The sequence below is a fragment of the Brachybacterium sp. AOP25-B2-12 genome (assembly GCF_052378625.1).
In the GTDB taxonomy this organism is placed as follows: domain Bacteria; phylum Actinomycetota; class Actinomycetes; order Actinomycetales; family Dermabacteraceae; genus Brachybacterium.
The window spans coordinates 104,655-124,562 of record NZ_JBQSXW010000006.1; the positions used below are offsets into that span (position 1 = coordinate 104,655).

19 protein-coding genes are annotated in these 19,908 nt (G+C 73.9%); 6 read left to right on the forward strand and 13 right to left on the reverse strand.

All coding sequences use genetic code 11. The features are described from left to right. Nucleotides 1-77 precede the first annotated feature (77 nt). The 3 genes from ACT3TZ_RS06400 to ACT3TZ_RS06410 all read right to left on the reverse strand — a co-directional run bounded on the left by ACT3TZ_RS06400 (nucleotide 78) and on the right by ACT3TZ_RS06410 (nucleotide 3,495). A complete protein-coding gene (locus ACT3TZ_RS06400; protein ID WP_444582565.1) occupies nucleotides 78-473 on the reverse strand; it encodes a hypothetical protein in 396 nt (131 codons plus the stop codon). 146 nt (nucleotides 474-619) lie between these two features. After that, nucleotides 620-2,266 (reverse strand): cation:proton antiporter, encoded by a 1,647-nt coding sequence (locus ACT3TZ_RS06405; protein WP_444582566.1) that lies wholly within the window; start codon nucleotides 2,264-2,266, stop codon nucleotides 620-622. Next, on the reverse strand, nucleotides 2,263-3,495 hold the full coding sequence (locus tag ACT3TZ_RS06410) for an aminotransferase class I/II-fold pyridoxal phosphate-dependent enzyme (protein WP_444582567.1): 1,233 nt from the start codon (nucleotides 3,493-3,495) through the stop codon (nucleotides 2,263-2,265). The genes ACT3TZ_RS06405 and ACT3TZ_RS06410 overlap by 4 nt, the downstream gene beginning before the upstream one ends. Nucleotides 3,496-3,768: 273 nt before the next feature. On the opposite strand from ACT3TZ_RS06410, the gene ACT3TZ_RS06415 reads away from it, so the two are divergent. Continuing rightward, nucleotides 3,769-5,994, forward strand: coding sequence for a lamin tail domain-containing protein (locus ACT3TZ_RS06415; RefSeq protein ID WP_444582568.1), 2,226 nt, complete (start codon nucleotides 3,769-3,771; stop codon nucleotides 5,992-5,994). A 266-nt stretch (nucleotides 5,995-6,260) separates the two neighbouring features. Here the strand turns inward: ACT3TZ_RS06415 and ACT3TZ_RS06420 are convergent, their stop codons facing one another. From ACT3TZ_RS06420 to ACT3TZ_RS06430, 3 genes are all read right to left on the reverse strand, one after another. Continuing rightward, entirely contained in the window at nucleotides 6,261-6,743 is a 483-nt protein-coding gene (locus ACT3TZ_RS06420) for an SRPBCC family protein (RefSeq protein ID WP_444582569.1), read from the reverse strand. Next, nucleotides 6,698-7,117 (reverse strand): ArsR/SmtB family transcription factor, encoded by a 420-nt coding sequence (locus ACT3TZ_RS06425; RefSeq protein ID WP_444582570.1) that lies wholly within the window; start codon nucleotides 7,115-7,117, stop codon nucleotides 6,698-6,700. The genes ACT3TZ_RS06420 and ACT3TZ_RS06425 overlap by 46 nt, the downstream gene beginning before the upstream one ends. Nucleotides 7,118-7,270: 153 nt before the next feature. Continuing rightward, nucleotides 7,271-7,522 carry a hypothetical protein gene (locus ACT3TZ_RS06430; RefSeq protein WP_444582571.1) on the reverse strand — a complete coding sequence of 84 codons (252 nt, stop codon included), beginning with the start codon at nucleotides 7,520-7,522 and terminating at the stop codon, nucleotides 7,271-7,273. A 266-nt stretch (nucleotides 7,523-7,788) separates the two neighbouring features. On the opposite strand from ACT3TZ_RS06430, the gene ACT3TZ_RS06435 reads away from it, so the two are divergent. Together ACT3TZ_RS06435 and ACT3TZ_RS06440 are read left to right on the forward strand one after the other, a co-directional pair. Continuing rightward, complete coding sequence (locus tag ACT3TZ_RS06435; RefSeq protein ID WP_444582572.1) at nucleotides 7,789-8,199, forward strand: hypothetical protein; 411 nt, start codon at nucleotides 7,789-7,791, stop codon at nucleotides 8,197-8,199. Then, on the forward strand, nucleotides 8,196-8,678 hold the full coding sequence (locus ACT3TZ_RS06440; RefSeq protein WP_444582573.1) for a hypothetical protein: 483 nt from the start codon (nucleotides 8,196-8,198) through the stop codon (nucleotides 8,676-8,678). The genes ACT3TZ_RS06435 and ACT3TZ_RS06440 overlap by 4 nt, the downstream gene beginning before the upstream one ends. A 291-nt stretch (nucleotides 8,679-8,969) precedes the next feature. Here ACT3TZ_RS06440 and ACT3TZ_RS06445 read toward each other — a convergent pair whose 3' ends face one another. After that, complete coding sequence (locus ACT3TZ_RS06445) at nucleotides 8,970-9,914, reverse strand: PadR family transcriptional regulator (RefSeq protein WP_444582574.1); 945 nt, start codon at nucleotides 9,912-9,914, stop codon at nucleotides 8,970-8,972. 282 nt (nucleotides 9,915-10,196) lie between these two features. Here ACT3TZ_RS06445 and ACT3TZ_RS06450 point away from each other — a divergent pair, with 282 nt between their 5' ends. After that, complete coding sequence (locus ACT3TZ_RS06450) at nucleotides 10,197-11,117, forward strand: hypothetical protein (RefSeq protein ID WP_444582575.1); 921 nt, start codon at nucleotides 10,197-10,199, stop codon at nucleotides 11,115-11,117. 41 nt (nucleotides 11,118-11,158) lie between these two features. On the opposite strand, the gene ACT3TZ_RS06455 is transcribed toward ACT3TZ_RS06450, so the two are convergent. The 5 genes from ACT3TZ_RS06455 to ACT3TZ_RS06475 form a co-directional block, all read right to left on the reverse strand. Beyond that, entirely contained in the window at nucleotides 11,159-12,319 is a 1,161-nt protein-coding gene (locus tag ACT3TZ_RS06455) for an ATP-binding protein (protein WP_444582576.1), read from the reverse strand. Nucleotides 12,320-12,397: 78 nt separating this feature from the next. Beyond that, complete coding sequence (locus tag ACT3TZ_RS06460) at nucleotides 12,398-12,868, reverse strand: hypothetical protein (protein ID WP_444582577.1); 471 nt, start codon at nucleotides 12,866-12,868, stop codon at nucleotides 12,398-12,400. A gap of 101 nt (nucleotides 12,869-12,969) precedes the next feature. Next, entirely contained in the window at nucleotides 12,970-13,992 is a 1,023-nt protein-coding gene (locus tag ACT3TZ_RS06465) for an asparaginase (RefSeq protein WP_444582578.1), read from the reverse strand. Continuing rightward, a complete protein-coding gene (locus ACT3TZ_RS06470) occupies nucleotides 13,989-14,639 on the reverse strand; it encodes an SRPBCC domain-containing protein (protein WP_444582579.1) in 651 nt (216 codons plus the stop codon). Before ACT3TZ_RS06470 ends, ACT3TZ_RS06465 begins: the two co-directional genes overlap by 4 nt. Beyond that, nucleotides 14,636-15,838: a methyltransferase domain-containing protein gene (locus tag ACT3TZ_RS06475; protein ID WP_444582580.1), complete on the reverse strand. Its 1,203-nt coding sequence runs from the start codon at nucleotides 15,836-15,838 to the stop codon at nucleotides 14,636-14,638. Before ACT3TZ_RS06475 ends, ACT3TZ_RS06470 begins: the two co-directional genes overlap by 4 nt. 145 nt (nucleotides 15,839-15,983) lie before the next feature. Here ACT3TZ_RS06475 and ACT3TZ_RS06480 point away from each other — a divergent pair, with 145 nt between their 5' ends. Both ACT3TZ_RS06480 and ACT3TZ_RS06485 read left to right on the forward strand, forming a co-directional pair. Next, on the forward strand, nucleotides 15,984-16,613 hold the full coding sequence (locus tag ACT3TZ_RS06480) for a GOLPH3/VPS74 family protein (protein ID WP_444582581.1): 630 nt from the start codon (nucleotides 15,984-15,986) through the stop codon (nucleotides 16,611-16,613). Between the two features lie 28 nt (nucleotides 16,614-16,641). Continuing rightward, nucleotides 16,642-17,235 carry a short chain dehydrogenase gene (locus ACT3TZ_RS06485; protein ID WP_444582582.1) on the forward strand — a complete coding sequence of 198 codons (594 nt, stop codon included), beginning with the start codon at nucleotides 16,642-16,644 and terminating at the stop codon, nucleotides 17,233-17,235. Nucleotides 17,236-17,272: 37 nt separating this feature from the next. Here the strand turns inward: ACT3TZ_RS06485 and hrpB are convergent, their stop codons facing one another. Next, entirely contained in the window at nucleotides 17,273-19,903 is a 2,631-nt protein-coding gene (gene hrpB / locus ACT3TZ_RS06490; protein WP_444582583.1) for an ATP-dependent helicase HrpB, read from the reverse strand. Nucleotides 19,904-19,908: the final 5 nt, after the last annotated feature.

The window sequence follows — 19,908 nt, forward strand, 5'->3', positions numbered from 1 at the left end:
CAGTTCGGGCATCGCGCTGGCGATCACGAGGAACGCCAGTGCCACGATCGCCAGGACCAGCTGCAGGTCGATCGAGGTCAGGGTCCGTCGGGCGGAGATGCGCTCGCCGTCACGGGGGGGGCGATGAAGACCTGCGGCGACCCGGGGTCATGGAGCACCGGGACGGTCATGCCGGTGCGGTCCACGACGCCGATGTCGGAGCTCGCGGGCCGGCCGCGGATCACCCGCCAGGAGGAGGTGGTGGACTCGAGGGTCTCGCGCCGGGTGCTGAGGGACAAGGTGCGGCGGTTCCGGGGCCCGTCGGGATCCTCCATGACCTCGGAGGCGACGACGACGCCCAGCACCCGGGACCCGAAGGTGGTGAGGCGACGGAGCCGCAGGAGCCGGAGCGTCTGCACGAGGCAGCCGACGAGCATGATCACGATCACGACCACGGGCACGGCGAGGATCATCGGCGGGAGAGGAGGGCTCACGGGGACCTGCGCGAGGTTCGCAGGGCGAGGGCTTTGCCTCAGGAGCACGGCGGGCCGAGAGCACGGTGCGCCGAGAGTGCGGCGGGCCGAGTGTGCGGCGCGCCGACAGCGCGGCTGGCAGGCAGGGCAGCGGGCCGCACGCGACCTCAGGTGGCGCGGTGCCCCTGCAGCAGGGTCGCCATCTCGAGGGCGTCGAGCTTGTGGAGCATCGTGGTGTTGGTGTCGGCGTCGAAGAGCCCGTCGTCACGGGCGTCGAGCAGCTGAGTGCGCTGCTCCCGCACGATTGCGAGCCGCCGCTCGGTCATGTCCGTGCCCTCGGGCAGGGACTCCTCGACGTTGTCGTTGGCGGCCCGGAGGAGCCCGCGCAGGGCGTCCTCCTCCTCGGCGCGGTGGCGGTCGTCCGAGACCTCGGATCCTGCGGGGAACAGCCGCCGCACGAGCATCCCGATGGTCCCGCCCTGCAGCAGCAGCGACAGGGTGGCGACGGTGAACGCGATGAACACGAGCAGTGCCCGGTGCGGGGTGTCCTCCGGGAGGGTCTGGGCGGCGGCGACGGTGACGGCGCCGCGCATCCCGCCCCACACGATGATCAGGCCGTCGCGCCCGCGCAGCGGCTGGCGCAACCGGTAGCCGATGTCGGCACCCGCGCGGCGCAGACGGGTCGCGAAGCGCTCGATGTCGTGGTCCGAGAGCGGCTTGCCGCCCCGGAAGCCCCGCGGGTGGGTGGTCATGGAGTCGTCGTGAGCGGCGAGGCGTTTCTTCATCGCGTCGACGCGCGGCTTCATCTCGCGGCTGCGGCGAGCCCGGGCGTCGAGGTGGCGGAGCATCGGCACCACCCAGCCGGCCCGCACGAGCAGGGTGACGACAAGGGCCAGCAGTGCGATGCCCAGGCCCGCGACGGTGCCCACGGACTCGCTGGTCAGCTCGTCCAGGACGGCCTTGAGCTGGAGTCCCATGGTCAGGAACACGACGCCCTCGAGCACCAGCTGGATGCTCGACCAGGTCGCGTCGGAGGTCAGGCGGTGCATGGGCGGCAGGTGCCGCGGCCCCAGGAACCCGACGATCAGGCCGGTGACGACGGCCGCCACGAGTCCTGAGCCGCCCAGCATCTCGGTGGGCACCGAGGCGATGAACGGCAGGGTGAAGGACAGGATCGTGTTGACGCTCGCGCTCGTGATGCGACGGCGCACCAGGAAGTTGAGGAACCCGACGGCCCCGCCGATCGCGAGGGCGATGGCCACCGAGTACGCGAACGTGCCGATCGCGCCCCTCAGGCTGAACGCCGCGGCGGAGCTCACGGCGGCGGTGCGCAGCAGCACCAGGGCGGTGGCGTCGTTGAGCAGGCTCTCGCCGTCGAGGATCGTGACCACGCGGTCCGGGACGCCGCGGCCCTTGATGATCGAGGTGGCGACGGCGTCGGTGGGGGAGAGGATCGCCCCGAGCGCGACGCCCCAGAGGAATCCGAGGTCCGGCACCAGCCACCAGAACAGGACCCCCAGCACCAGGGAGCTGAGGACCACGAGGGACACCGAGAGCCCGGAGATGCTCGAGAACTCCCGGCGGAAGCTCATCGCGGGCATCGCGACGGCGGAGGCGTACAGCAGCGGCGGCAGGATCACCTCGAGCACGAGGTCCGGCTCGATGTGGATGGCGGGCATCCCGGGGATCAGGCTCACGAGGATCCCGATGGCCACGAGCACCAGCGGCGGCGCGACCTTCACCTTGGGGGAGACGACGTCGACCAGGCAGATGACGACGACGGCCGCGACCGTCAGCGCGATGAGGGAGGTCATCGCCGCTCGGCCCACTCGCGCAGGCGGCGGGCGGCCTCGTCCATCGTCGCGTCGTCCTTGCAGAAGGCGAAGCGGACGAGGGATGCGAAGCGTTCGGCGTTACCGCCCTCGGCCTCGGGGCGGCAGAAGGCGTCGACGGGGATCGCGACGACACCGGCCTCGGCGGGCAGACGCTCGCACAGGGCGACGGCGTCGGGCTCCCCGAGCGGGGCGAGATCCGCGACGACGAAGTACCCGGCCTCGGGGACGGCGACACGGGCGCCGAGGGCGGCGAGCACCCCGACCAGGGCGTCGCGGCGCTCCCGGAGGTCCTCGGCGATGGCCGCGAACTCGGTGTCGGGGAGGTCGAGGCCCGCGGCGACGGCCCGCTGGAAGGGCGCTCCGGTGGCGAAGGTGAGCCACTGCTTGACCCCGGTGATCGCCCTGACCAGCGGCTCCGGCGCCGTCACCCACCCGATCTTCCACCCGGTGACCGAGAAGCTCTTCCCAGCCGAGCCGATGCTGACGGTGCACTCGCGCGCGCCCTCGATCGCCGCGATCGGCAGGTGGGTGGTGCCGTAGGTGAGGTGCTCGTACACCTCGTCGGAGACGATCAGCGCGTCGTGCTCGCGGGCCCCGGCGACGATCGCCTCGAGGACGTCGCGCCCCAGCACCAGCCCGGTGGGGTTGTGCGGGGTGTTCAGGAGGATCAGCCGGGTGCGGTCGGTGATCGCCGCGCGCACGGCGGCGGGGTCCACCGAGAGCGCGAGGCCGTGCGGGCGGTCGTCGGAGACCGTGAGCGACACGGTGCGGTGCACGCCGCGGGCCAGCGCGATCATCGCGGCGTAGGAGTCGTAGTAGGGCTCGAGGGTCAGCACCTCGTCGCCGGGCCGGACGAGCGCGAGCACCGCGGCGGCGATGGCCTCGGTCGCGCCCGTGGTCACGAGGATCTCGGTGGCCGGGTCCCAGTTCAGGCTCCAGAAGCGCTCCTGGTGGCGGGCGATGGCCTCGCGCAGCTCGAGGCGACCGAGTCCCGGGGGGTACTGGTTCTCACCGTCGGCGATGGCCGCGCGGGCGGTCTCCGCGACGAGGGCCGGGGGCGAGGTGTCGGGGAACCCCTGGCCGAGGTTCATCGCGCCGAGCTGGGCGGCGAGCGCCGACATCCGTGCGAACACCGTCGGCAGCACGTGCCCGTCCGCCCAGAGTCCGGCGCCGCGCGCGGCGTCCTGCCAGGGCCCGTCGAGTTCCATGCGCGTGAGTCTCCCACGACCGGCCGACGCACAGGAGATCGCTCCCGGGCCGGGGACGCACGCCTCCCCGGCCCGGACGCCGCGAGAGGCCGTGCGCACGTGACCCTGCGCCGAGCAGCCGCGGGATCCCGTCGCCCCGATGAGGACCCCCGGTGTTCCCCCGGACGACATCTCCGCGTCACGCCGTGGTGATGGGGTGCGACGGGCCCCGTGCGGACTGCGCGCCGGAACGGCCCCTCCCCCCAGCCCTCCCCTCCCCACCCAGGAGCCCGCGTGCGCCCTCACACCTCCTCGTCCTCCGCCCCGCGATCGCGCAGGCTCCCTGCGGCACTGGCGGCGGGAGGTGTCCTGACCGTCGGCCTCGCCGCGGCGGGCGTCTGGACCCTGCCCGCGGCGCTCGCCGCCCCCACCGGCGTCTCGCCCGTCCACATCTCCGAGGTGCAGGTCAACGGGACCGACTGGGTCGAGCTGGTCAACAGCGGCACCGAGGCCGTCGACATCTCCGGCTGGGTGGTGCGCGACGACAAGGACAAGGACACCTGGACCGTGCCGAGCGGCACGAGCATCGCGCCCGGCGCCTACGACGTGATCGACGGCGAGGGGGTGCCCGGCGGTCTGACCTTCGGGCTCGGCAAGGCGGACCAGGTGCGGGTGTTCCTGCCGGACGGCAGCACCGCCGTGGGCTCCGTGGCCTGGGAGACCGCGCGGGAGACCTCGTGGATCGTGTGCGGCGGACGGCTCGTGGCCTCGGCCGCGCTGACGCGGGGCGCGGCCAACACCTGCCCGGACGCCACCACGGCGCCCACCGGCACGGCGACCACCGCCGCCCCCACCGAGTCCCCGACCACCTCCGGCCCCACCGACGCGCCGTCGACCACCGCCGCGCCCACGTCCGCGGCATCGTCCCCGCTGGTCATCAGCGAGATCGCCTCGCAGGGCACCGACTTCATCGAGCTCCACAACACCGGCACCACCGTGGTCGACGCCGGCGGCTACGTCCTCAAGGACTCCGAGGACGACCACGCGTTCACCATCCCCGCCGGCACGTCCGTGCCTGCCGATGGCTACGTCGTCTTCGACGCCCTGGGCTTCGGCCTGGGCAACCCCGACCAGGCGCGCCTGTTCACCCCCGACGGGGTGCTCGTGAGCGAGCTGTCGTGGCAGGACCACGTGCGTTCCAGCCTGGGGCTCTGCGACGGCAAGCCCGTGCAGCAGACCACCGCCACCCCCGGCGCCGCGAACGACTGCGCCGCGGCGCCCGAGGGGACCGGGGAGCCCACGGCACCGGCGACGCAGGTGGCGACGGTGGGCGGGACCGTCGTCGCCGACCATGCCGACGAGTGGCCCGGGGACCTCTCGGGCCTCGACCTCCAGGGTGAGGGCTCCGGGCAGATCCTCTGGGGCGTCGACAACACCACCGGCCAGCTCTCGAAGCTGCGGCGCGACGGCGGGCAGGGTCCCTGGGTGCAGTCCCCGGGGTGGCCCACCGGGGGCGCGCAGCTGCGCTTCGCCGACGGCACGGGCCAGCCCGATGCGGAGGGCGTCTCGGTGGCCGAGGACGGCGCGATCTACGTCGCCGCCGAGCGCGACAACACGAAGAAGGACACGAGCCGCAACACGATCCTGCGCTATGACCCGCAGGCGACGGCCACCGAGCTCACCGCCACCGCGCAGTGGGACCTCACCGGCGTCATCCCTGCCACCGCCCCGAACGGGGGCATCGAGGCCGTCGAGATCGTCCCGGCATCGGCCTTCGCGCACCTGCCCCGCACGGCGGCACCCGCCGCCCGCGCCGCGGCGGCCGCCCCCGTCGCCCACGCCTTCGTGGCCGTCGAGGACACCGGGGACGTCCTGGCGCTGGACCTGCTGCCCGAGGGCGCGGCCGTGCTCGTGGCCACCTTGGATTCGCCGCTGCCCGGCCTCATGGCGCTCGACCACGACCCCTCGACCGGGGTGCTGTGGGCGTTCTGCGACGAGGTCTGCCACGGACAGAGCGTCCGATACGACCTGAACGCCGCCGATGTCGTGGCCGGCGGCGTGCTCGCCCGGCCGGACGGCATGCCCGACGTCGCGAACGAGGGGGTGGCCCTGGAGCCGTCCACGCAGTGCACCGACGGCTCGCGCGCGGCGTGGTTCGCGGACGACAACGACACCGATGGGCATTCCCTGCGGGGGACCCGCCTGACCGTGGACTGCGCCGAGGGCTCGTCGGGTGGCACGGATGGCGACGGCGAGGGCACGCCGAGTGCGACGCCCTCCGGTGACGCCGCGACGCCGACGGGATCCGGGGCGACGGACACCGGCACGACGTCGGGCGCCGCGGGCGTCCCCTCCGCATCCGGCTCGACGGCCTCCCGTGCGGCGGCCGTGGCTTCCGGTCGCGGGGCGCTGCCCCGCACGGGCCTCGAGGTCGCACCGTATGTGGTGGGCGCCCTGGCGCTGATCGCCGCCGGCGGCTACCTCGTGCGGCGCGCTCGCGCGGCGTCCGAGCGCGGCTGAGGCGGAGCGAGCCCAGGACGCGGTCGACGCCCGCGAGCCCGGGGGTGCGGCCGACGGCTCGACGGTGAGGACGCACGCCTTCGCCACGATGCTTCCGGGACTTCGGGACTTCGGGACTTCGGGACTTCGGGACTCCGCGACTCCGCGGGTCGCGCGGACGCACGACCTCACCACGACGCGACCGCCGTCCCTCGCGCCCGGCAGACGCACGACGGCCGTCGACCGAGCTCCGTGCTCCGTCGACGGCCGTCCCACGTCGTGGCAGGTCAGGCCACGAGCGCGTCGATCTGGTTGATCGCCAAGGTCGAACCCTCCTCGACACCCATGTCGAGCACCTGCTGCAGACCCTCGCGGGAGGCGTAGGTGCCGACGTACACGGCCTTCGTGCCGCCGTCGTGCGCGGTGAACGTCGAGACGTTGGTGGCCGTGGGCATGTCGGGGTTGGGGTTCAGGTCCGCGTCGGCGAAGCCGTCGAGGTAGGTGAACGAGTGCGGCTCGTCGACCTCCTGGATGTCCCAGAAGCCGCCGAAGCGCTCTCCCTCGGGGCTCGTCATGTAGTACGTCGAGCGGGAGCCGGGGGTCAGGCTGTGCTGGACGAAGGTCGCGGGGTACTCCGGCGGGCCCCAGATCTTCTCGAGCTGACGCGGGTCGGCGTAGATCGCCCAGATGCGCTCGACGGGTGCGGCGAACTGCGCCTCGATGGTCAGGGTGAGGGCGTCGAGGTCGTGGTGGATGGAGGTGACGGGCATGGCTGTTCCTTCGGGAGAGGGGCGGCGGGGGGAGTCGTGTCGATCGCGGGCTCGGCCTCGAGCAGCGCGTCGATGCGCCCGATCCGGTCCCGCCACTGCTGTTCGAGCTCCCTGAGGAGCTGCAGAGCCGAGCGGACCGCCGAGACGTCGCCGCGGGCGAGGGCTTCTCGTCCACGGCGGCGCTTGGTGACCAGTCCGGCCCTCTCGAGCACCTGGACGTGCTTCTGCACGGCCGTCAGGCTCATGTCGTACTGCGGCGCGAGCGAGGACGCCGACTGCTCCTGGACGAGCACGCGGCGCAGGATGTCACGGCGCGTGCGGTCGGCGAGGGCATGGAAGAGCGCGTCCGTGCGGTCCTCCGCGGCGTCGATCACGCGTTCAATATACAACCAAATGGTTGTAGAACGTCAAGAGGTCGGCGGATCCGTCCACGGTCCGATGATCGAGGCCCCGATGGACGCCTCGGAGCCGGGAACCTGCTCTCCGAAACCCCCGGCGGAGTTGACCGGGATCCCGGACCCGTCGCGTCAGCTCCGCAGCAGAAGGCAGATCAGGGGCGACGGCACGCCGCGGGGCGGCGGCTGCGAGTCGTCGGGGGTGCAGGCGAAGAGCTCAACGAGGTGTGGACCCTCGAGGACACGCTCGCTGAGGTGCGCGCACCACGCGAGCGCGGCGTCCAGGTTCCCGTCGAACTCCCAGCAGCTCACGAGGTCGGCGGAGTCGTCCAGGAATCGCTGTCGCGCGACGATGCGCAGGATCGGCTCGCTGAAGAGCAACATGTCCCGCTCGTCGGTCGGTCTGGGCGTGATCATGCTGGCCCTGGGCCTCTCGTCGGGGAGTCGACATGCGCGCGACCCGGTCCGCGAGCGCGCGATCCCCGGATCGCGTCGATGATCGCGACCCTGTCCGGCCGTGCGAGATTCGGTCAACCCTAGGTCTTGCCAAGGCGGGGTCAAGAGAGGGTAAAGTCACGGCCGGTACCGATCATCGCACTGTCATTGCACGAGGGACACCGATCTTCGTGCCTGCCCATGAGGAGACCGTCATGACCACGATGCACGACCGCACTGTTCTGCGAGCACGCTCCGTCGGGGTGTTCGCGACCCTCCTGCTCGCGGGGGCGGCCCTCACGGGCTGCTCCGGCGCCACCGGGAGCCCGGCGACGGCGGCTGCGCCCGCCGCGACGGCGGCCTCCGACGACGGAGGCGCAACGCCCGCGCCCGAGACCTCGACAGCGCCATCCGCTGCCACGACCTCTTCCGGTGACGCGACGCATTCCGCGACCGCCGGCTCATCGGCCTCGACGTCCTACCTGAACGAACCCGGCCCTGCCCAGCCCGGCGACTTCGACGTGGACGGGGGGTACGCGATCCTCACGGAGCCCCTGTCCGCGGACAGCGCGACGACGGAGGTCCGTGAGAGCGACGGGTTCACCGTGCAGTCCGGGAGGACGTGACCTACGACGTGGCCTGCGCCGACCCGCTGACGCTCGGCGGTGACCCCGTCGCCTGCACGTTCACGACCGAGGACGGGAAGGCCTCCGAGGGTGAGGGCGTCTTCGTCCGCATCGGCGGCGGCAAGACCGCCGCGGTGATCGTGCGCAAGGACGGGGATGCCGACCTCGCACCGCTGGCCGCCAGCGGGGACACCCCGATCTTCGTGTCGTACGCGGGATCGGACGGACAGGCACCTGCGGAGATCTCCGGGGCGGACATCGCTGACGGTCTCAAGGGCACCTATGAGTCGAACTTCGAGGACCGCGCGCCCGGCCCGGCATCCCTCACGACGACGTGCACGCCCACCGACGAGGGCCTGCACGCCGAGTGCGAGCTCGCAGGCAGCGACGAGAAGTCCGATGGCCGATATGTCGCCACCTACCAGCCAGGCGAGGACGGGCGGGGGCTGTACGTCCACGTCCCGCAGATCAAGAGCTGACGGGCTCGGCACGTCCCGCGGTCATCGCCTGGCGGAGGTCCCACCGGGCGATCCGGCGCCACGTGACCTGCGGCCGCTGGCCGTCACGGCGGCCACCTGACCTGCGGCCGGTGGCCGCCGAGACGGCCGGCGCGCCTCGGGGCCGGAGTCCCCGGCACGCTTCCCGGAGGGGGAGGGAGTGCTCCTGCGGGTGACGGGAGCGCACGTGCGAAGAGCCCCGGACGTCTCTCACGACGTCCGGGGCTCTTCCGTGCCCGGGGACCGTCGTGGTGACGATCCCCGGTCATGCGGTCATGCCTGGGGAGCGGGCTGCTGGGGAGCAGGATCCTCGGGAGCAGGATCCGCGGCCGCAGGCCCGGAGGCGGTCGACCCGGTGTCGCCGGCCAGGATCCGGTACAGCGAGCGGCGCGCCTCGTCCAGGACCGTCGCGGCCTCCCGGACCTGCGCGTCGGAGCCCGATCGCACCAGATCGCGGATCGGATTGGTGAGATCCCGCAGCCCTGTGCGCAGGTCCACGGTGTTCTCGTCGGCATCGGTCGCGGCCTGAGGAAACGGGTCCGCCCAGGTTGCGCGATGCTCCTCGACGTGGGCGCGCCCGGCATCGGTGAGGCTCGCGAGCTTGCGCCCGCCCTCCTTGGACGTGTCGACCAGGCCCTCGTCCTCGAGCTGGCTCAGCGTCGGGTAGATCGCGCCGGGGCTCGGGGACCAGCGGCCGCCCGTGCGCTCGGCGATCGTCTGCATGAGCTGGTAGCCGTGCATCGGCGACTCCGCGAGCAGCAGGAGCACGGCCGTGCGGACGTCACCGCGCGGGGCGCGATGGGGGCCGCGGCCCCGTCCGCGGCCGAACCCGCCCCCCATCCGGGGATCGCCCTCGGGGCCGAAGGGGCCGCTCTCGGGGCCGAAGGGGCCGCCGCCGCGCGGGCCGAAGCCTCCGCGTCCGCGACCGCCGCGGGGGCCGGGGCCGCCCTCCTGGCCGGTCCGATCGGGACGGAAGCCCTCGGGGCCCGGTCGCCCCCATCCGCCCTGGTCGGCGTCGTCGGAGGGGTGGCCTCCGCCCTGCGGGCCCCAGGGGCCGCGTCCGCGTCCGCCGCGGCGTCCGCCGCCGGGACCGCCGCGGCGCGGATCGAGATCGTCGAGAGGGCCGAAGCCCTCGTGACGTGAACGGGTCCCGCGGACAGCGGACCGGGGGTCGCCCGGCATGCCGGGCCTGTCGGTGTGGTGGTGATGGCGTTGCATGGGGCAACTCCTTTCATATCGTGTGCTGTCACGATATATCGCTAACTCGATCCTGTCGAGGTGGCGCGCGTCACACCAGTAAGGGGCCATGAAGTCACCTCCGACCTGCGGGCATGTCCTCCCGAGGGGCTGGTGGGGTTCGACGGAGTTGCTGCCGATGGCCACGGGGGGCTTGCGGTCCGATGGTAAAGGCGGGGTAAAGTCGCCGCCGAGACGTCGCATCACACCGAAATCGCCAGACCGTGCGCCCCGTGACGGGGCGCTGTCGACGAGGAGATTCCCATGAATACGACCATCCGCAACGCCCCGTGGCATGCCCGCACCATCGGCGCCTTCGCGACCATCCTGCTCACGGGCGTGGCCCTGACCGGATGCTCCGGCACCACGACGGAGGAGCCGCCCGCGGACGCCGGAACCGCTGCCGAAGCGCCCTCGGACGCCGGGGGCGCGACCGCCGCCACCGAGTCCTCGACGGCGGAGAGGACGGACGGCGGGTCCTCCGGGACACCGAGCGGCAGCGGCGGGAGCTCGGAGCGCACGGACGCCGCCGAGACCCCCGAGGACGCGGCCGAGTCCTTCCTGTTCCGCGCGAGCGACCCGGGTGACGGCGACATCGCCACCTCGGGCGGGTACGGCATCATCGGCGAGCCCCTCGGTGCCGGCACGACCGGGACCACGGTCACCGCGAGCGACAACCAGCAGCTCTCCGACAGCGCCTCGAGCGGCTACACGGCGGACTGCGAGGGAACGATGACCCTCGGTGGGGATCCCGTGCCGTGCACCTTCGACAAGGACGGGGAGGTCCTCGAGGGCGAGGCGGTGTACGCCAAGGTCGCCGGGGGCGACAACGCCATCGTCATCGGCCACATCGAGGGCTCGTCCGACGGCGATCAGCCGCTGTTCGCGACCGGTGACGAAGGGATCCTGGCGGCCTACTACGCCGACGGCGAGGGGGGACCGGACGACGTGACCGCCCAGGGCCTCGAGGACACCCTCGTGTACGGATACTCGCTGGGCGGGGACGGGGAGGACCCGTCCCGCATCGAGGGCGTCTCGGCCGAGTGCGAGCTCAAGGACGATGCGCTCGAGGTCGCGTGCATCCCGCAGGGCGCGGACGGCCTGGACGGCACCTACCGCGCCACCTATCACCCGGGGGCGGACGGGCGCCCGTTCTACGTGTTCGTGCCGACCGAGAGCAGCTGAGCGGGCTCCGCCACCGTTGGGGGACGGTCCCGGCCCCTGTCTCACCGCGTGCGCCGGGGTCGCACCCCCTGGGCCGGCGGCGTGGCGTGCCCGGCGTCCCGTGCGCTGCGGCGCACGAGGGCCTCGCGCAGATAGGGCAGCGCGAACTCCACCCGACCGCGGCCGGCGGGGCGGATCAGCTCGTCCTCGATGAGGCGGTCCCGGTAGACCGACTGGTACCCGTGGTACGTGCCCAGGCGCTGGGCGATGTCGGCGACCGCGGAGGGGCCGTCGTCCTCGAGCATCGCCCGCAGGTACTCGAGCTTGCGCGGGGCGAGGTCCCGCAGGGACGGCTCGTGGACGTTCGTGGACATCTGCTCGATCGCGCTCGCGAGGGCGCTCTGGGCGTCCTCGAGGAGGATCGTGGTCTCGTCGCCGGCGTGCGACCAGGCCTGGGCCCCGACGTACTGGATCAGGTACGGATAGCCCTGGGAGATCTCCGCGGCCCGGACCGCGGCCTCCGGCGCGATGGACCTGTCGGTCGCCGCGACGGTCGCCTGGATCGCCGCGGCGGCCGATCCGATGTCCACGGCGCCGATCTCGACCCGCCGGGCCCGGCGCAGGAAGGTGGTCTTGGGGCTGTCGAGCAGAGCGCGCACTCCGGCCCCGATCCCGGCGGCGACGAAGGCGACGTTCTGCTCGGCGCGCACGAGGTCCTGGTAGATCTGCGCGAAGGCCGCGAGCCGATCCAGGTCCACGGACTGCACCTCGTCGAGGGTCAGCAGCAGTCCCGTCTCGCTCCCCATCAGGTCGGTCAGGCGCTGCAACGTCGCGCCGGGGGAGAGGGTCGGATCGCCGTAGGCGTCCTGCCAGGTCCCGTCGATCGAGACGATGCGCCCGACGGAGGCACCCGTGGGACGGTACCGGGAGGCGTCGGGGTCCAGCTCGCGGAGGATCTCGATCGCTGCCGTGCGCGCCTCGTCGAGCAGGGACGGCGCGGAGGTGTGGAGGCTGATGACCTGCCAGTCGTGGTCCCGCGCGATCGCTTCCATCTCGGTGAGCAGCACGGTCTTGCCGGTGCCGCGGGCACCCATGATCAGCGTCGCGCGGCCCTCGGCGCCGGGACCGTGATCGAGGGCCAGCTCGAAGTCGTCGAGGGCGCCGTCGCGCCCGGCGAGGAAGGGCGGCACGGCACCGAACGAGGCTCGGAACGGGTTGGGCATCGTCGCCTCCGGGGCCGATGGGGAGCCGCGAGGCGGCATGTTAGCGATGTTATCAAGCGAGGGTGCCGGAGGGGCTGGTCAGTCGTCCCGCTGTGCGTCCTCGGCCTGCCGCTCCTCCTCCGCGTCGACCTCGGCCTCGATCGGCGCGGGGACCTCGACCTCTCCCTCACCGGCCTCGCGCCAGGCCTTCGAGGAGACGTGCAGGCGGGCGGAATCGGGGATGTCGAAGGTGCTGTCGCCGATGACGACGGCCCAGGCACCCGTACCCGTCGAGCGCAGGCCGCCGAAGACGCCCCAGGTCTCCACGCTGGGGATCGCGATCGTCAGGCCTTCGAGCTCGCGGGCGATCTCGGGGGTGACCTCCGAGGGGGCGATCTCGAGGTCGGGCATCGCGCCGGGCACCGCCTCGCCGTCGGCGGTGAGGTCCAGGCGCGCCAGCTGCCGGGCGAAGAGGTCACGGAGGGCGGGGCGGGCGGTCGCATCGTCCCCGTGACGCGGGGTCACCGTGGTCGGGTTCTCGGGCGTGGGCTCGTGCAGGGACGAGGTCATGGCGGATCGCTCCTTCGGAACGGGCCGACGGTCCGGACGACCGCCGGGATGCCCCACTGTGGCACGGGGCACCGACACACGGAAGGCACGGGACCGGGCGGTCACCCCCCGTGGGCGGCGAAGGCAGCGGTGATCGCTGGAGCATCGGCCCCGGTCGACAGCAGCAGCTGCAGGAGGATCCGGGCCGACGCGGGGCGCAGGGAGCCGGCCATCACGCAGCCCGAGCCCAGGAGGTCCGTCTCGCTGCCCGGGTAGTCGTACTCGTCGCGCGCGGTCCCGCCGCGCGGGATGCGGGTCGCGACGACGACGGGGACGCCGGCCTCCACCAGCGCACGCATCCGCGGCACTGCCGCGGCCGGGACGTGACCCACCCCGACGCCCGCGACGACCAGCCCGTCGATCGCGCCGGCGGGCAGGAGCCCGAGCACGTCGGCGTCGTCCCCCAGGCCGAGGGCGAGGACCGGCACGCGCGGCAGCGCGGCGGGGAGCTCCGTGAGGGTCGGCGGGACGCGGCGCACCGGGCGGTACGCGAGGTCGAGGTCGGTGCGACCCACCCGTGCCACGGGACCCGAGGGCTCGGAGACGAAGGCGCCGATCCCGCGCGAGCGCGCCTTGGTGACCCGCTCGGCGAGGTGCACCTGCCCGTCGAGCACGGCGAGGACCCCCAGGCCGCGGGCCGCGGGCGCGACGGCGGTGCGCAGGGCGTCCCGGACGTTCGCGGGGCCGTCGGCGCCGGGGGCGTTGGCCGGGCGCATCGCCCCCGTCAGCACGAGCGGGGCGTCGAGGCCCCAGCAGCAGTCCAGGCAGAAGGCGGATTCCTCGAGGGTGTCGGTCCCGTGGGTCACCACCACGCCCGTCGCGCCCGCGGAGATCGCGGCCCGTGCGCGGCGCAGGACCTCCGCGAGGTGTGCGATGCGTACCGAAGGCGAGCCGACGTCGGCCACGGTCTCGTGGGCGATCGCGATCCCGTCGATGCGTTCGTCGCCGACCGGGCCCCCTGCGCCCGTGAGGGCTGCGAGCCCGCCGCCCGTCGGCGTCGCCCGGGTCCCCGAGGCGTCCTGGGACATGGCGATGGTGCCGCCGACCGACAGCACCAGCACGCGCGGCGCCGAGCCCAGGGTCATGCGACCCCGCGGTAGAAGGCGGAGGTGCGCTGGGCGGCCTCGTGCGCGACGAGGGCGTCCGCGCCGGTGGCCACATGGGCGCTCTCCCACGCGGCGCACGTGTCGATCGTGAACTGCAGCCCCTCCTGGGAGGTCGGGAAGTCCGCGAGGGCGCCCACGAGATCCGAGGAGGGATCGGCCAGGTGCAGCGCCAGGCCCAGCAGGGCGCCGTCCCAGCCCGCGCCCGTGGCGGCGGGGCCGTACGTGCGGTAGTGCTCGTTGTCGTGGACGTGGTGGCGCAGGGACAGCGTCGTCGCAGGTCCGTGCGGCGAGACCTCGTCGACCAGCTGGAGGTCCAGGGCGCTGGGATCCCCGCCGACGTCCCACGAGAGCGTGAGCGTGCGGGGGGCCTCGCAGGCCAGGATCTCGACCTCGATGCCCATCGCCGCGATGCGGACCCTTCGCCCGAGGCCGAGCTCGCCCTCGACGGGGCTGAACCACAGCGGGAGACGCGCCGGATCGGTGAGTGCCGCCCACACCTCGTCGATCGGGACGGGGAACGTCTCGGTCAGGCGCACGTCCACGAGGTCGTCCGCATCGTGGCGCACGTGGCGGGCCGTGGCCTCGAGCTGGTGCGCGAGCGCTGCGGGGAGGTCGATCGAGGTCACGGGGTGCTCCGTTCGGTCGGGGGTGCGTCGGCGGCGGTGCGCCGCAGGCGGACGACCACCTCATCGTGGCGCGTGTGCGGGAACATGTCGACCAGGCGTCCACGGACGATCCGCAGGCTCGGCATGGCCGCGAGATCCGTCGCGAGGGTGCGCGGGTTGCAGCTCGAGTAGACGACGTCCAGGACGCCGGAGGCCTCGATCCAGGCCGCGAGCTCGGGGCCGATGCCTCGCCGCGGAGGATTCACGACCACGACGTCCGGCGGCCCGGTGCGGCGGGCCTGCTCGATCGCCCAGGCGGTCGCGTCGGCGGCGTGGAATCGCGCGTCGAGGTCTGCGCGCCCGGCGGACTCCCGGGCCGAGACGATCGCCTGCTCCGAGATCTCGACGCCGGTCACCTCGCGAGGGTCCGCGGCGCCGACGGGACGCGCGGCCGTCAGCGCGAAGCCGCCGACGCCGCAGTACAGGTCCCACACCCGCAACGGGGTGTCCCGTGCGCCGCGCTCCGTCTCGATGGCGTCGATCCAGGCGCCGACCTGCGCGTAGAGGTGACCGGCGACCTCCGTGTTGGTCTGCAGGAAGGAGCGTGGCCGGGCACGGAGCGTGACCGGCCCCATCGGCAGGTCGATCGCCTCGGCACCGGCGAGGTGGATCTCCGTGTCGCCCTCGAGGGTCGCGGCGTGGTCGGGATGGAGGTTCGCGGTGACCACACGGACCTCCGGGCAGGCGGCGAGCAGCGTGGGCAGATGCTCGCGGATCCGCTCCAGCGCCCGGTCACCGCGCAGCACCAGGCGGAGCATCGCCGTACCGTCCGGGGCGACCGTGACCAGGACGTTCTTGATCTCACCGCGGCGCCGTGCCACGTCGTACGGAGGGACCTGGGCGCGACGGATCAGGGCGCGCACCTGGGTGAGGATCGCCTCGACCCCCGGTGGGTACAGCGGGCAGTCCGAGAGGTCCGCGGTGCCGAGCAGGGGGTCGGGGCCGGATCGGTGATCGCCCCCGCCCTGGCCCTGGATCCCGAGGATCGGCGCGTTCGCGGTCCCGGTGACGACCATCTTGGCCTTGTTGCGGAACGCGGCATCGGTGCTGCGGACCGGGGCGTCCCAGACGGTGCGATCCGCAGGGTCCGGAGCGACGAAGGGCGACAGGAGCCGGTCGAGCTCGGCCTGGGCGCCCGCGATCTGCTGGGCGTGCGGCACCTCGAGCAGGGTGCAGGAACGGCAGGTCCCCGCGTCGAAATGTTGGCACCGCACCGCAGGAGTCTACGAGCGGGGCCCGACGCGGGAGCACACCGGCGTGCCCGGGGCGCTTGCCTCCGGGCCGCCTCCCCGTGATGATCGAGGGATGACCGCCTCCGCGTCCGTGTCCCGCGACATGTTCCTGCTGCTCACCCACGACGAGGGACGCAGCGCCCAGCAGTTCCGGAAGTTCGCCCTGCTCGGGGGCGCGCTGGCAGACCTGCGAGCCGCGGGCCGCATCGGCCTCGACGAGGGCTCCAACCCGCGGATCGTGCTCCGGGACCGGACCCCCACGGGGGACCCGGTGCTCGACGGCGTGCTCGCCGGGCTGGGGGACACCGCGACACCGCCGCGGCTCGGCGCGGCCTTCCGGGCACGACGCCTCGACCCCACCACGGCCATCGCCGAGAGTCTCGAGAAGGAGGGCATCGTGACGCGGAAGAGGGGGTTGCTCGGGACCTCGTGGCCGCTCGCCCAGGAGTCCGTCAAGGCCACTCTGCTGGGCCACCTCGTCGCGGTGCTGCGGGAGGAGCGGGAGCCCCTGGACCACGACCGCATCGAGCTGGGCCTGCTGCAGTCCCAACGCACGGCGTACGCCGTACTGCGGCGCACCGCCCCGGAGCTGGGCCGACGCGGCCTGAACCATCGGCTCCAGCGGATCGTCCGGAAGGATCCCCTCGTCACGGGCGTGGCGCGCGCCACGGCGATGGCGCTGGGGGTCATCGCGAACGCCTGACCGACACCATCACCCGAGGAGTCCGAGCATGAAGATCGTCGTCATCGGAGCATCCGGCCACGTGGGCCGCGCCGCGACCGCCGCCCTCGGGCCCCGCCACGAGGTCATCGAGGTGGGCCGCAGCACGGAACCATCCGTGGACCTCACCGATCCGGCGTCCATCCGGGCGCTGTTCGAACAGCTCGGCGAGGTCGACGCCGTCGTCAGCGCGGCCGGCTCCGTGCCCTTCGCGCCGCTCGCGGACCTCCGCCGCGAGGACTACCTCGCGGGCATCGAGGGCAAGGTGCTCAGCCAGGTGGGCCTCGTGCGGATCGCCGCGCCCTTCGTGCGCGACGCCGGCTCGATCACCCTGACCAGCGGCATCGTGGGCCGTGCGCAGATCGCGACCGGTGCCGCCGCCGCCCTGGCCAACGGTGCGCTCGAGGCGTTCGTCCGTGCCGCCGCCACCGAGCTGCCGCGGAGGCTGCGCCTGAACGCCGTGAGCCCGACCGTCCTGGCCGACGCCCCGGACTACCACGACGCGTTCCCGGGTTTCGTCCCGGTGGCCTCGGACGTCGTGGGTGCGGCGTTCCGCCGCAGCGTCGAGGGCGTCGAGACGGGGCTCGTGCTGGCGGTGGACTGACGGAGAAGCCGAGCCCTCCGCCCAGACGCTCCTGGACTCACGGTCGGCGAATCCCGCCCCGTCCGTGCGTCGTCCGCGCGGTCGCGGGCGCGCTCCACGGGTCCTCGGGCCACGGATGCCTCGGGTACCGCCCGCGCATCTCCTTGCGCACCTCCGCGTAGGGGCCGGTCCAGAAGGACCGCAGATCGTCCGTGACGGCCAGGGGCCGTCGTGCGGGGGAGAGCAGGTGGAACAGCACGGGCACCCGGCCGTCCACCAGCCGGGGCGTCTCGGCGAGGCCGAAGCACTCCTGGAGCTTGACGGCCACGACGGGCCGTCCCGCCGCGTCCTGCGGGTCCGGATACTCGATCCGGACGGAGGAGCCCGACGGCACGGCGAGCCGCTCGGGCGCGAGAGAGTCCAGGTGCGAGGCCTCGGGCCAGGGCAGGAGGGTGCGCAGTGCGGCGGTGAGATCCACGCGGTCGGCGCGGACCGGCCCCCGTATGCCGGCGAGGGTGGGAGCGAGCCACCCGTCGAGGTTCCCCAGGAGGGCGTCGTCGTCCATGGCGGGCCACGGTGCTCCGAGCTCGCGGTGCAGCAGCGCGAGGCGCCCCCGGAGCGTGCGCGCGGCATCGCTCCAGGTCAGAGATTCGAGGCCGTTCTCGCGGACGTGGGTCAGGAGCGCCGGCACCGCGTCCTCGGGAGCGGCCGCGACCGGCGTCGAGGACAGGACGATCGCTCCGAGCCGGTGCTCCTCCCGGGCCACGACCTTGGTGCCGTCGAGGCGCGTGATGCGTCCACGGGTCATCAGGGGCTCCCCGAGTCGCAGCGCCGTCCCCTCGTCGAGCGGTGCCGCGAGCCGGACCACCGCGCCGGTCCCGTCGGCCGCGCGCCCCTCCGCACGCTGGACCGTCCACACGGCGAGCCATTCCCGATCCGCGAGGGTGCTGCCCTCGGGCAGCGCGGCACGGGTGCCCGAGGCCAGCAGGAGGCTGCGGGACCCCGTGGCGACCCGGCGGGCGATCCGCTCGGGCCGTGCGAGGGCGAGGATCGTGCCTGCGGCGAGGTCCGGCGAGCCCCTCGTGCCGCGGGCGGCGCGCGGTGCGCTCGGGCCGCCGGGACCGGCCGGGCTCGCCTCCCGCGCGGCGTGCTCGCGGGCGATGCCCCGCAGCCGCCGGGTCTCCTGGCGCCACCGCTGGGTCGCCGGGGACCTCCCCGCCCGCAGGTCGACCAGGGCGCGCGTCAGGTCCGCGCCCTCGGCCCGGAGGTCGTCGGTCAGTGCGGCGACGATCTCGGCGGCGACCTCCGCGTCACCGAGCTCGCGGGCGCCGTCCAGCAGCGCGCGTGCCTCGCGCACCCCCACGGGCAGGCCCGCGACGGTGCGTCCGGCGGGCGTGGCCCTGCCGTCGTCGTCCACGAGTCCCAGCCCTCGGAGGGTGCTCTCGGCGTCGGCGATCGCCGCCGGGGGTGGAGGTGTGAGCAGTCCCAGGCCCTCGCCGCGCGGAGTCCCCCAGCACGCGAGCAGCAGTGCGGCGTCAGTGAGGTCCGCCGCCGTGATCTCGGGGGGCGAGGCCGCGCGCATCCGGGCGAAGTCGGTCTCGTCGTAGGCGCGCACGACCGTGCCGGGCGTTTCGCGGGCGGCGCGGCCGGCGCGCTGCTCGGCGCTCGCGCGGGAGGCGCTGACGGTCACGAGACCCGTCATGTCCCGTCCACGATCGCGGCGCACCTCGCGGGAGAGCCCCGCGTCGATCACCAGGCGCACCCCGGGCACCGTGAGGGAGGACTCCGCGAGTGCCGTCGACACGATGATCCGAGGCCCCTCCCCGGGAGCGCGCCCCCGGGTCGCACGGTCCTGCTCGCGGGGCGGGAGGCGTCCGTGCAGCGGCAGGACCTCCGCTCCGGTGAGGCCGCGGAGGCGACGCGTGACCTCGTCGACCTCACGAGCGCCCGGGACGAACACGAGGGCATCGTCATCGCCCGCCGCCGTGTGGGCGTGCGACGCGATGCGTGCGAGGTGGTCGAGGACGGCGGACGTGACGCCGCGTCGGTCCAGGCGCGGTGTCCCCGGGGCGTCGTACCGGATGGTCAGGGGGTGCAGCGCAGACGGCACGTCGACGACGGGCACGGGGGTGCCGCCGCCCAGCACCCGGGCGACCGCCTCCGCATCGAGGGTCGCGGACATCGCCGTGACCTGCAGGACCTCCCGCAGAGTGCGGGCGTCCGCGAGCATCCCGAGCAGCAGGTCCACGTCGAGGGAGCGCTCGTGGACCTCGTCCAGGACCACCGCTCCCGCGCCTTCGAGGACGGGGTCGCGCAGGAGCCGGCGCAGCAGCACACCCGGGGTCAGCACCTCGATGCGGGTGCTCGCCGAGATCCGGCGCTCTCCGCGGACCGTGAACCCGACGCGGTCGCCCACGGCGGTGCCGTCCAGTGCCGCGAGGCGTCGTGCGGCGGCTCGGACCGCCACCCGCCGCGGCTGGACCAGCAGCACGGGCCCGGGGGAGCGGTCGGCCAGGAGCGGGGGCACGAACGTCGTCTTGCCGGTCCCGGGCGGTGCGGTGACGACCATGGCGCCCGTGGCCGCCGCGGACGCGAGGTCCCCGAGGGCGGCGGCCACCGGCAGGCCGCGGCCGATCACCGCGAGATCGAAGGGGCGCGGGCCGGGGGAGGTGGACGGGTCGGGGGACACGCGAG